8 protein-coding genes are annotated in these 12,785 nt (G+C 45.7%); 5 read left to right on the top strand and 3 right to left on the bottom strand.

Annotated elements, in window-relative coordinates; translation table 11 throughout:
• The first annotated feature begins 193 nt into the window (after positions 1–193).
• The 3 genes from aroG to ACF8EG_RS03260 all read left to right on the top strand — a co-directional run bounded on the left by aroG (position 194) and on the right by ACF8EG_RS03260 (position 4,360).
• Entirely contained in the window at positions 194–1,246 is a 1,053-nt protein-coding gene (aroG, locus tag ACF8EG_RS03270) for a 3-deoxy-7-phosphoheptulonate synthase AroG (protein ID WP_005463529.1), read from the top strand.
• Positions 1,247–1,400: 154 nt separating this feature from the next.
• The gene (locus ACF8EG_RS03265) at positions 1,401–2,573 is read left to right on the top strand and encodes an MFS transporter (protein WP_025505912.1); all 1,173 of its coding nucleotides are present in this window, start codon (positions 1,401–1,403) and stop codon (positions 2,571–2,573) included.
• Between the two features lie 218 nt (positions 2,574–2,791).
• Entirely contained in the window at positions 2,792–4,360 is a 1,569-nt protein-coding gene (locus tag ACF8EG_RS03260) for a PAS domain-containing methyl-accepting chemotaxis protein (protein ID WP_031853686.1), read from the top strand.
• A gap of 125 nt (positions 4,361–4,485) precedes the next feature.
• Here ACF8EG_RS03260 and tkt read toward each other — a convergent pair whose 3' ends face one another.
• Entirely contained in the window at positions 4,486–6,477 is a 1,992-nt protein-coding gene (gene tkt, locus ACF8EG_RS03255) for a transketolase (RefSeq protein ID WP_015313413.1), read from the bottom strand.
• Positions 6,478–6,600: 123 nt separating this feature from the next.
• Entirely contained in the window at positions 6,601–7,551 is a 951-nt protein-coding gene (tal, locus tag ACF8EG_RS03250) for a transaldolase (protein ID WP_005463537.1), read from the bottom strand.
• 466 nt (positions 7,552–8,017) lie between these two features.
• Here tal and ACF8EG_RS03245 point away from each other — a divergent pair, with 466 nt between their 5' ends.
• The gene (locus ACF8EG_RS03245; protein WP_005463541.1) at positions 8,018–9,019 is read left to right on the top strand and encodes a sugar-binding transcriptional regulator; all 1,002 of its coding nucleotides are present in this window, start codon (positions 8,018–8,020) and stop codon (positions 9,017–9,019) included.
• Between the two features lie 131 nt (positions 9,020–9,150).
• On the top strand, positions 9,151–10,443 hold the full coding sequence (locus ACF8EG_RS03240; protein WP_031853991.1) for a glycoside hydrolase family 18 protein: 1,293 nt from the start codon (positions 9,151–9,153) through the stop codon (positions 10,441–10,443).
• Between the two features lie 41 nt (positions 10,444–10,484).
• Here ACF8EG_RS03240 and ACF8EG_RS03235 read toward each other — a convergent pair whose 3' ends face one another.
• The gene (locus ACF8EG_RS03235; RefSeq protein WP_069506237.1) at positions 10,485–12,776 is read right to left on the bottom strand and encodes an EAL domain-containing protein; all 2,292 of its coding nucleotides are present in this window, start codon (positions 12,774–12,776) and stop codon (positions 10,485–10,487) included.
• Between the last annotated feature and the right edge of the window lie 9 nt (positions 12,777–12,785).

Below are 12,785 nucleotides of genomic sequence, written 5' to 3'. Positions count from 1 at the left end.
TAGTTAACGGTTGTAATTTGTTTGCATTTATTTGCAAAAAGTGATTGCAAGTCTATGGGGAAGCCGATAAGTTAATTGGAACGATAGACAGATAATCACCGGAGCCCTTGTTGCTGCTCGCTTTGTGAACAATGTTGCAATGAGTACAGTTGGCAAAAATTGGGTCGGAAATAACAACCAGGAAGTAGAAGTAATGTTTCAAACTGATGATGTAAGAATTAATAGAGTAAAAGAGTTATTGCCCCCTGTTGCAGTTCTAGAGAAGTTCCCAGCGACCGAAACCGCTTCTTCGACCACTTTTGATTGCCGTAATGCCATTCACAATATTCTTGAAGGAAAAGATGATCGTTTACTTGTGATCGTTGGTCCTTGTTCTATCCATGACCCTGCAGCTGCAGTTGAATACGGCAAAAAGCTGAAAGTGTTGCGTGATGAACTTGGTGAGCAACTGGAAGTTGTGATGCGAGTTTACTTTGAAAAACCACGTACGACAGTAGGCTGGAAAGGTTTGATCAACGACCCATACCTGAACGACACATTTAAGCTAAATGACGGTCTGCGTATTGGACGTAAGCTGCTTTTGGATCTCACTGACATGGGCCTACCAACAGCGAGTGAATTCCTAGACATGATCACGCCTCAATACGTTGCGGATTTGATCAGCTGGGGCGCGATTGGTGCTCGCACGACGGAATCGCAAGTTCACCGCGAACTCGCTTCTGGTCTTTCTTGCCCGGTTGGTTTCAAAAACGGTACTGACGGTAACATTAAAATCGCGAGTGATGCTATTCGTTCTGCAAGCGCTTCTCACCATTTCCTATCGGTAACGAAGTACGGTCATTCAGCGATTGTTGAAACCGCAGGTAACCCAGACTGCCACATCATTTTACGTGGTGGTAAAGAACCAAACTACAGTGCAGCACACGTTGCTCAAATCAAAGACGAGTTGGACGCGGCAGGTCTACCGAAGAAAGTGATGATCGATTTTAGCCACGCGAACAGCTCTAAGCAGTTCAAACGTCAAATGCTAGTGTCTGATGATGTATCAGAGCAAATCGCTGGTGGTGAAGATGCAATCTTTGGCGTGATGATCGAGTCTCATTTGGTTGAAGGCCGCCAAGATTTAGTGGATGGTAAAGTGGCAACTTACGGTCAGTCGATTACTGATGCATGTATCGGTTGGGACGATACGGAAACGGTACTTCGTCAGCTTTCTGAAGCAGTAAAAGCGCGCCGTAGCAAATAAGCTCAGCAGCAAGAACATTTTTAACAAGCGAGTACTTAAAGAGCCAGAGGCACTATGTCTCTGGCTCTTTTTATTGAGAATTAATCGCATCTCTTTCTATTACGCGGTCTTTCCTATATGTTGTTTGAAGGAATTTTAACCAAAGGAAATGGATTTGAATCGTAACGTATGGTTGTTATCGTTGTGCCAAGCACTCTTGATGACAGGAAACATTCTCTTGATCTCGGTGATCGCGCTCATTGGCAAAACACTTGCCCCGTCACCGAGCTTTATTACTTTGCCTGTCGCACTGCAGTTTCTCGGTTTAATGGCGGCAACGATACCTGCATCATTGATTATGGGGAAACTCGGTCGTCGTTTGGGCTTTAGCCTAGGTAACCTCATCGGCATCGTGGGCGCAAGTTTGGCGACGTACGCGTTAAGCCAACAAACTTTTTATCTATTCTGTTTTTCTACGTTCTTGCTCGGTGTCGGAATCGGCTTTGGCACGCTCTATCGCTTTGCTGCAATAGAAGTGTGTGAAGAATCGGCAAGACACAGAGCAATTTCAATATCTATGGCGGGTGGGGTATTAGCGGCTATTCTCGGTCCGAACTTAGCGGTGTATTCGCAACAATGGTCAGACGATGGTTTATATACGAGTGCTTTTTCTGTCCTGATTGTTCTCTACATCACCGCGCTTGTATTGCTTCAAACGATTCGGTTCCCGCCAGCGCATACTCAGCTATCGCATGTTAAAGTCGATACTATTAGTGACATCATAAGACGCCCGAACTTTATGATTGCTGTGTTAGCGGCAATGGTGGCTTATGCGGTGATGAATATTCTAATGACAGCGACGCCTTTGGCGATGATTGGTTGTGGTTTCGATTTTGACAAAGCCGCAGGTGTGATTGAGTGGCATGTGCTCGGCATGTTCGCTCCAGCCTTTATTACTGGTCGATTAATTGAGCAGTTCGGCGCAAAGAAAATGATCCTAGCGGGAGGTGTGCTGTTTATTGCTTGTATAGGGATTAACATTCATGGTGTGTCCATTTGGCACTTTAGCCTTGCCTTAGTTTTGTTGGGCGTAGGTTGGAACTTCATGTTTATCGCTGCAACGGGGCTGTTTAGCCAAAGTTACGAAGCGAAAAACCGCAGCAAAGCGCAGGCGTTTAATGAGTTCTTCGTGTTCAGCTGTGTCACCATTACTGCCTTACTTTCCGGCTGGCTTGAATCGACAGTTGGTTGGCAAAACCTGAACTTGTATGTTCTTCCGTTCGTATTGCTCGTGATTGTGATCTTTGCGATGAAAACGGATAACAAAACAGAATCCCAAATAGCCTAACTTTCAACCTGTCACAGAAAAACTCAGCATCTGAACGCTGAGTTTTTTGTTTATTAGCTCAAATTTTGACTGGTGACGCGCAAATTTCTGCCAGTGATGATAATTCCCACACTAAAAATGTCGTATTGATAATACTTTTTATCTAACATTTTGTAATAAAAACAATAATCCTGTATACATCTCGCCGAAAACTAATAAAAATTATAGAAGTATCGTCTATGTCAGCCAATTTTTCTCAGAAAGCTCAAGAAACCCTCGTCGGAGAACTTGAAGAACTCGTTTCGACCACTAACTTAAAAGGTGTTATTACTTATTGTAATGACGCGTTTTGTCGCGTTGCAGAATACACGCACGAGGAGTTAGTCGGTCAGAATCATAATATCGTCCGTCATAGTGACATGCCTAAAGCCGCTTTTGGTGATATGTGGGCACGCCTTAAAGAAGGCAAAGCGTGGCGAGGTATGGTTAAAAACAGCACCAAATCTGGCGGTTATTACTGGGTAGATGCCTACGTAACGCCTATCTATGAAAAAAACCAAGTTGTCGGTTATCAATCTGTGCGCGTTAAGCCTAAGCGTGAATGGGTGGATATTGCTGCAAAAGCTTACAAGGGGATGCTAGCCGCCGAGAAAGCGGGTAGAACCTGGTCGTTAAAAATTAACGAAACGGTTCGCTATGCGATTCTACTGGGTGCATTAACTGCACCTGCCGCAGCGTACGCACTATCTGTTGAAGGTCCGCTTGCTTGGCTTGCAAGTGCATTACCAGCGAGCGTATTAGCGTTATTGTTCCGCCAAGAGTTGATTGACACGCCGCAACAGCTCAAAAAGCTGCAAAAACAGTATGACAGCGTGAGCCGTTTGATCTATTCAGGCAATAGCGCATTTTCGATTGCTGATTTCCATATCAAAATGTTGTCTGCAAGGATTCGAACCGTCTTGGGAAGAATGACCGACTCGGCGCTACCACTGCAAAATTGCGCTGAAGAACTCAGTCAAACAACGGCCGAGGTTTCAGCCGCATTGAACCAACAAAACAGTGATATTCGACGCGTGCGAGATGCGACGCAAGAAGTGGAATCTTCAGCGAACTCGGTATCTTCAAGCACTAACGATGCGCATATGCTGATTGATGACACCTTGAAGTCATGCATGATGGCCAAAGAGACGATCGATCAAACGCATACCAACCTAGCTCAATTGAGTCTTCAAGCTGAAAAAGCAACGGAAACGACGTATCAACTGAGCGATCAGGCACAGAAAGTGAATCATTTGATGGTTGAAATCGGTGGTATTGCAGAGCAGACCAACTTGCTGGCGCTGAACGCGGCGATCGAAGCAGCAAGGGCAGGTGAGCAAGGTCGTGGTTTTGCTGTTGTTGCTGATGAAGTTCGCGCACTGTCTGGACGTACGTCGAATGCGACGGAGCAAATTCAAGCGTCTATCTCTGCTATGCTTTCGACGATAGAAGGTTGGCAGAAAGATATTTTCGCAAACAAAGAGCAAACCGATGCCTGTTCTCAAGTTGCTGAGCAAAGCGCGCTGCGTTTGTCTGAAGTTGAACAGATGATGCAAAGCATGAGTGGCTTGATGGTTGATGTGGCAGAAGCGGCGAACAACCAGTTAAAGCTATCTAGCGATGTAAACCAGCACATTCATTCTATTGCGTCGACCGCAGAGCAAAACTTAGCAGCTACGCATTCTGTTGAGCAAAACAGCCGTCAGTTGAAAGAACAAGTACAAGATTTCTATCAGCTTGCGATTCGATTTGAAGATAAGCAGTCGTAAAGCTGCCTTTTAGCGACGCCAAATATCTCAAACAAATTCGAGATAAAATAAAGCCCCGCCATTTCTGGCGGGGCTTTTCAGTTTTCAAATTCGCAATAGAGAAAACTGATTATCTTTTAACGCGATTACGCTAGCAGTTCTTTTGCTGTGTTCACTACGTTTTCTACAGTGAAACCAAACATTTCGAACAACTGGTCAGCAGGTGCAGATTCACCGAAGGTTGTCATACCGATGATGCGACCGTCGAAACCAACGTACTTGTACCAGAAGTCTGCGATGCCCGCTTCAATAGCGATACGTGCTGTTACGTCTGATGGTAGCACTGCTTCACGGTAAGCTGCGTCTTGTTTGTCGAATGCATCTGTTGATGGCATTGAAACAACGCGTACTTTCTTACCTTCTGCGGTTAGTTGCTCAGCGGCTTTCACTGCTAGCTCAACTTCAGAACCTGTTGCGATTAGGATTAGCTCAGGTTTGCCATCACTGTCTTTCAGGATGTAGCCACCTTTCGCGATGTCTGCAACTTGCTCAGCGCTACGTGGTTGTTGCGCTAGGTTTTGACGAGAGAAGATCAGTGCTGTTGGTGCATCTTTACGTTCAATCGCTAGTTTCCATGCTACAGCAGACTCAACTTGGTCACATGGACGCCATGTGTTCATGTTTGGAGTCAAACGTAGAGAAGCGATTTGCTCAACTGGTTGGTGAGTTGGGCCGTCTTCGCCAAGACCGATAGAATCGTGTGTGTACACTTGAATGTTCTGAATTTTCATCAGAGCAGCCATACGCATTGCGTTGCGAGCGTATTCCATGAACATTAGGAATGTTGCGCCGTAAGGAACGAAACCGCCGTGTAGTGCGATACCGTTCATAATAGCAGTCATACCAAATTCACGTACACCGTAGTGGATGTAGTTACCAGAGAAGTCGTTCGCTTCTAGAGACTTAGAACCAGACCACATGGTTAGGTTAGAAGGCGCTAGGTCAGCAGAGCCACCCATGAATTCAGGTAGTAGAGCACCAAATGCCTCTAGAGCGTTTTGAGATGCTTTACGTGACGCAATGTTTGCTGGGTTTGCTTGAAGATCTGCAATGATTTGGCTTGCTTTCTCTTCCCACTCAGCTGGAAGTTCACCGTTTACGCGGCGTTTAAATTCAGCTGCCAGCTCAGGGTACGCTGCTTCATAAGCTGCAAATTTCTCGTTCCACGCTGCTTCCTTAGCTGCGCCTGTTTCTTTCGCTGACCATTCTGCGTAGACTTCCTGCGGAATTTCAAAAGGACCGTGCTCCCAACCTAGTTCTTTACGTGTTGCTGCAATTTCTTCAGCGCCTAGTGGTGCACCGTGACAGTCGTGTGAACCCGATTTGTTTGGAGAACCAAAACCGATGATAGTCTTAGTACAAATTAGCGTAGGACGAGGGTCTGCTTTTGCAGCTTCAATCGCTGCGTTGATTGCGTCAGCATCGTGACCGTCTACTGCTGGGATTACGTGCCAGCCGTACGCTTCGAAACGCTTAGGTGTATCGTCAGAGAACCAACCTTCAACGTGACCGTCGATAGAGATGCCGTTGTCATCCCAGAATGCGATCAGTTTGCCTAGGCCTAGCGTACCAGCAAGAGAGCAAGCCTCGTGCGAGATACCTTCCATTAGACAGCCGTCGCCCATGAACACGTAAGTGAAGTGGTCAACGATGTCGTGGCCTTCTTTGTTGAATTGCGCTGCTAGCGCTTTCTCAGCCATTGCCATACCAACAGCGTTGGTGATGCCTTGGCCTAGAGGGCCCGTTGTTGTCTCGATACCAGGAGCGTAGCCGTACTCTGGGTGACCTGGAGTCTTAGAGTGAAGCTGACGGAAGTTTTTCAGATCATCGATAGATAGCTCGTAACCGCTCAAGTGCAGTAGAGAGTAAATTAGCATTGAGCCGTGGCCGTTAGACAGTACGAAACGGTCGCGGTCTGCCCATTCAGGGTTTGATGGGTTGTGGTTTAGGTGAGAACGCCAAAGAACTTCAGCGATATCAGCCATACCCATAGGTGCGCCTGGGTGGCCAGAGTTAGCTTGTTGAACACCGTCCATGCTTAGCGCACGGATTGCATTTGCTAGGTATTTACGATCCATAGTGATTACTTCTCGATAAGTGTTTAAATAGAGGGAACTCGTCTAAACAAGTTCAAATAGAAAATTTTGAATGAGCGTTGATGCTAAAAGCGAGTAGACGGGCTACTCGCTCTTGGTAAGCAATTAAAGCTTAGCTTCGATCATCGCTTCTAGTTTGCCTTGGTCAACTGCGAAGTTGCGGATGCCTTCTGCCAGTTTCTCAACAGCCATTGGGTCTTGGTTGTGTTCCCATAGGAACTCAGCATGAGTCATTGGTGCTGGACGCTCAGCTGCGCCTTTAGAATCAACTAGCTTCTCAACCACTTCACCTTCTGCAGCTTCTAGTTCTGCAAGTAGAGCAGGAGCGATAGTTAGACGGTCACAACCAGCAAGTTCTAGGATCTCACCGATGTTACGGAAGCTTGCGCCCATTACTACCGTTTTGTAGCCGTACTCTTTGTAGTAGTTGTAGATCTTAGTTACAGACAGTACGCCTGGATCTTCTGATGCTTCAAAGTCGCGGCCTTCTTTCGCTTTGTACCAGTCCATAATACGGCCAACGAATGGAGAGATTAGGAATACGCCCGCTTCTGCACAAGCACGCGCTTGAGCGAATGAGAATAGAAGAGTCAGGTTACAGTTGATGCCTTCTTTCTCTAGGATTTCAGCTGCGCGGATACCTTCCCAAGTAGACGCCAGTTTGATAAGGATGCGGTCGTTAGTGATGCCAGCATCGTTGTACATTTTCACTAGTTGGCGTGCTTTCGCTACGCTGCCTTCCATATCGTAAGATAGGCGAGCATCAACTTCTGTAGAGATACGACCTGGGATAGTTTTTAGGATTTCTTTACCGATGTTTACTGCAAGCATGTCACAAGTGTCTTGAACTTGTTGAGCTTTATCGTTGCTCTGTGCTTTAGCGTATTCGATTGAAGCATCGATTAGAGGTGCGTACTCTGCGATTTGAGCTGCTTTTAGGATAAGAGAAGGGTTAGTTGTTGCGTCTTCTGGCTGGTACTTTTTGATTGCATCAATTTCACCAGTGTCTGCTACTACAGTCGTTAGTTTACGAAGTTGCTCTAACTTGTTGCTCATAATCGATCATCCTATATAAATGGGCTTAAGCGTGGTTTTTGTTGCCACAGCTTGTGCATTTGCAAGCGAGTTAGCTAATCGTCTCATCGCGTTTAATGAGACATCTGCTCAGCCAACTACGGAAAATTTCGTTACCGAACAAATGCTATGAACATTTGATCGATAGCTGAGTAAATGATGTGTTCATATTTATCCTATCTATGCCGAAAGTCAATCGGTGAAATCGACTTATAGTGAACTTCATCAACGTTTTTTTACTGTGTGTTTAGCGGTTAACCCAAATAAACGTTTGCCCTTATTGCTCAATGCTTGAGCGTTGTTAGAAATAGCAAAAAATCGCACTGAGAAAATGTTATTGCAGTGAGCAAATGTTGCGTTTAAATTGATGGAGAACATATGCTAAGTCAATGAGCAGATGCTCACTTATTGCATACAATGTCGGGCCTCTTAAACGACGAGAGTAAACATGAGCAGTTCTAACCAAGATATTTCCATTGAAAACACGGATTTGTTGACAGAGATCTCCGTTGCCTACTATCAGGACGGTGCGACTCAGGAAGAGATATCGAGAAAATTTGCCATTTCACGCGCGAAGGTAGGGCGAATGCTCAAACAAGCGCGTGATGAAGGCATCGTTGAAATCACCGTTAAATATCACCCGGTATTCAGCGCCAAGATTGAGCAACGTTTGATCGAGCGATTTGGCGTAAAGCGCGCGCTTGTCGCTCTTGACCAGCCGAATGAAGAAGCGCAGCGACTGCAGGTATCGGGATTAGTATCCAATTATCTCACCAGTACGCTTAAAAACGGCATGGTGGTGACCGTTGGACAAGGGCGTAACGTCTCTTCTGTTGCTCATCATATTGGGGTGATCACCCCACGAGACTGCAAATTTGTGTGTGGTATCGGCGGTATTCATCCACGTGGTGGTATGTACAATGCTGACCACATTTGTCGTCAGTTAGCGAAAAAGTACGGCGGAACGTCCGAAACGCTTTACGCGCCGGCTTATGCAGAAAACCGCGAGCAAAAAATGGCGTTCATGCAGAATGCGACCGTCAAACAAACGCTCGATTTGGCACGTAAAGCCGATGTCGCTTTAGTCGGTATTGGTGATATGAGCGAAAACAGCTATATGGTCGATCTAGGGTGGTTTACACCAGATGAAGTGGTTCAATCTCGACTAAAACAAGGCGTAGTAGGGGACTTTGCGGGTTATGACTTCTTTGATATTCACGGTAACGTTGCCAACACCGTAATGAGTGACCGTGTCATTGGCCTTGGAATTGAAGAGTTTCGGCCAATCGCAGAAGTGATTGCTATCGCTGCTGAAAACAGTAAACCGCTTGCATTACTTGGTGCGTTACGTACCGGTGCAATAGACGTGATTGCTACCAGTGTAAGCAACGCTTTGACAGTATTGAACTTGGATGAGCAGATGCACGGCAACGCGGCATCTGAGAGTTAGCACAAATAATATGCAACTTATGTAATCAGGCTGCGAGGATTTATAAATGACTCGCAGCCTGATTTCGTTTTCAAGTTAAAAATATTCTCTAGGAGTAGCTTTAAATTTGTACACCTACTCTGGAGAAAACAATGAAAAAGACACTTCTTGCTGCACTAATTATGGGGATAACTGGTGCGGCGCACGCCGAGCAAAAAGTCGTAGCGGGTTACTTTGCGGATTGGCAGTACGCGAATGCAGAAAACCCATACACGGTGAAAGATATTCCCGCCGATAAACTGACGCATGTGATTTACGCGTTTCTCAGTATGTGCGGTCCTCATACCGGTGCCTCTGAAACGGTGCAAAACCTAGTAGCTAAACAATGCGAAGGAAAAGATCCCTATACGGCGATCATTGTCGATACCGAAGCGGCACTGGAAAAGAACTTTGGCGCTGTCTCAGTTAAGGTGCCATACAAAGGTCACTTCGCTCAACTTGCCGAAATGAAGAAACAACATCCTGATCTCAAAATTCTTCCTTCTTTTGGTGGTTGGACAATGTCTGAACCGTTCCATGCTATGGCGAAAAACAAACAAGCGATGGATCAATTCTCAAAAAGTGCCGTTGAGTTGATTGCTCAATATGATTTCTTTGATGGCATTGATTTGGATTGGGAATACCCAGGCGGTGGCGGTTTAACAACGTCGCCTTGGAACCCAGATACCAAGCTTTCTGATGAACAAAAAGCGTCTGAGCGTGAGGCGTTTACCTACTTGGTGAAAACCATGCGTGCAGAGTTAGATGAACTCACAAATCAAACCAAACGTGAATACGAGCTTTCTACGGCGGTAGGCGTTGGTCCAAAAGCGGCAGGTATTGATTGGAAAGCAGCAGAACCGTACCTAACCAACATGTTTGCGATGACATATGACTTCCTTGGTGGGTGGGGGCAACAAACTGGCCATACTACCAACTTGCACGCGACAGAGCGAAGCTGGTGGGGCATGGGCGCAGACGTGTTCATCAACCAAATGATCGAGCTGGGTATTCCAAGTGAAAAACTGGTGATTGGCGCTGCATTTTATGGGCGTGGCTGGCAAGGTACTAAAGATTTTTCGGGTGGCTTACCAACGCAAGATCTCGTATCCGAGCAAGGAGCGCAGTTTGGTACGGGTGAGAACGGCTATTTCATGTTCTGGGATTTAGTGAAGAACTATGGAGCGAAGCAGGGCTACGAGTACAACTATGATGAGCAATCCCAAGCGCCGTACTTGTGGAATCCTGAAAAGAAAGTTTTTATCTCTTACGAAGATCAACGCTCGATCAAAGCCAAAGCAAATTGGGCGAAACAGGCGAACTTAGGTGGCATTTTTACTTGGGAATTGTCGGGCGACCCGAAAGGCGAGCTTGTTGAGGTGATGTACCAAGAAATGCGGAAATAAACGGAAATCGTGGTTTAAAACCGACATCACTAAAGCCATCGTTAATCTATGATGGCTTTTTCTTCTTTATTGTCTTTCACAAAGCTAACAAGTTGGTCAAAAGAGAGTGGCTTGGAGTATAAATAACCTTGAATCAAATCACAGCCACACGCTTCTAGTTGGTCGCGTTGGCGTTGCGTTTCGACCCCTTCAGCTAAGACTTTCATTTCGAAGTTTTTGCCAATAGCGATGATGTTTTTCACCATATTCAGCGCTTTTTTATCGTGCTCAATATTGTCGACAAAGCTCTTGTCAATTTTAACTTCATCAATCGGCAATGTTCTCAACATGCTTAGTGACGAGTAGCCCGTTCCGAAATCATCCAATGAAATCTTAAAGCCCAAAGCGTGCAAGCGCTCGCAAGTCGGAGAGAACTTTTCTAGATCTTCGATAAACAAGTTCTCGGTAATTTCTAACGTGATTCTATTGCAATCAAGATGGTATTTGTCCATCGCCGCCATCAAGCGCTCTATAAATTTGGCGTGCAGGAACTGCTTGACGGAAATATTGATCGACATCTGAATTGGGGTGGCAAGATGGGTTGTCAGTAAGCCCATATCTTCAAGGCTCTTTTCGATGATCAACTCACCCAATCGCACCATCAAACCTGAGCTTTCAGCGACAGGAACAAACTCGTTAGGTGGCACTTTGCCCAGTTCTTCGTCTTCCCAACGAACAAGCGCCTCAACACCATAAATCTTGCCATTGATGTTTAACTGCGGTTGATAGGCCATAAACAGCGTTTGCTTCTCAATCGCAAGCCTCAGACGTTGCTCGACTTTCATCTTGTGCAGATGACTTGCTTGCATCTCCTGATTAAACAGACTGTACGCATTACGCTGTTTCTTCGCTTGATACATGGCGATATCTGCAGAAAGCAGCAGCGCGTCTAAGTTGTCGCCGTGCATTGGGTAGAACGCAATCCCAATGCTGCAACTGAGCAGAAACTGGTTATCGCTAACGTTATATGGTTTGGAAAGCGTTTGAATCAGCTCGGTTGCTAGATCTTTGATGGTCTCTTCATCAGTTCGATTAACGATAAAGATGAACTCGTCGCTTGCCTCACGGACGATCAAACGACCTTCGCCCGAAAAGTGGTTAAGGCGAGTCGAGATCTGTTTTAGAACTTCGTCACCAAATTCGTGGCCGTGTGTGTCATTGACCGATTTGAAGTTATCGATATCAATGAACATTAAGGTGAACGGGTTACTGCTGCCACACATCCAACGTTGAATGTTGGAACGTAAATACTCACGATTAGGTAGGCGAGTTAGATGATCATGACAAGCTTGGTAAAGCAAACGCTCTTTGGTTTCGTGTTCATTGTTAGCGATTGAGCGAAACAGCGCATAAAACGCTGCTTGAACGATCAGAAAGACGATGCAGTAAAACGCAAATTGGCTGTAAAAGCCGCGCTTGATGAAGCCCAAATCGGTCGACGACGCCGCCCATAAGCCATAATCAGGAAGGTATTTGAGTGTGATTAATTCATTCAAACGTTGGGTATCGACGACGACATTGATTGCTCGGGTTAGCTGTTTTACTTGGTCGGCATCCCAGCCGTAGTCTTGCTGGATTTGATCCAATAAGGCTTGTTTATTTAAATCATCGGCGGGCTTTTGATAGTCCTTGATCGTGGTGTCTTCAGATGAGCTAAACGTAAGGTAGCCGTCGTTTCTAATTAGGGACACGCGATTGTGTTCATTAGCATGAATGTCGTTACGAAACACTGACGACGTATTCATGTTAAAGCCAGCCGTCATTACCGCTTGTACTACGCCATTTTTATCTGGAATCGCTTTGCGAATAGGAATAACTAACGAATCTTGCGCTTCCATAAAGTAGGTTCTGCCGATCACCATGCGATCGGAGTTCAACGCTTCAAAGAAGGTCTCTCTGGTCAGCGGATCTTGCTTGAGATTGTGTAGCTTTTCCAAAATCAAGTTCGAGCTAACGGAAATGTAGTCACCGTTGGGATTGGTCAAGCCAAAACCGATGATCGCCGGATGAATGTTGAGAAGTTTATCTAACATTGGGCGAGTTTGAATGGCCGCGGTACGAGTGAAGCTATTTTGCTCCACCAGTTGATGACCAACGACTTCTAGCAGCGATTCTTGCCCTTTTAAAAGTGACTCAACGGAGGAAGCAAACAGCTCCAATTGTAGGAGCTGTTTGTCTTTGTATTTGTCTAACGTTGCTTGGTAGTGGTAATAGCCGAATAGCGAAAATGTCACGATACTGACGGTGAGCAGCATCATGTAAAGAGTCCAAATGTTCTTCTTTAATCCGACCATATTGTTTTG

The organism is Vibrio sp. YQ_11 (assembly GCF_043103065.1).
Taxonomy (GTDB): Bacteria; Pseudomonadota; Gammaproteobacteria; order Enterobacterales; family Vibrionaceae; genus Vibrio; species Vibrio parahaemolyticus.
The sequence above is the reverse complement of the archived record's forward strand: the minus strand, read 5'-3'. Positions and strand labels throughout refer to the sequence as shown.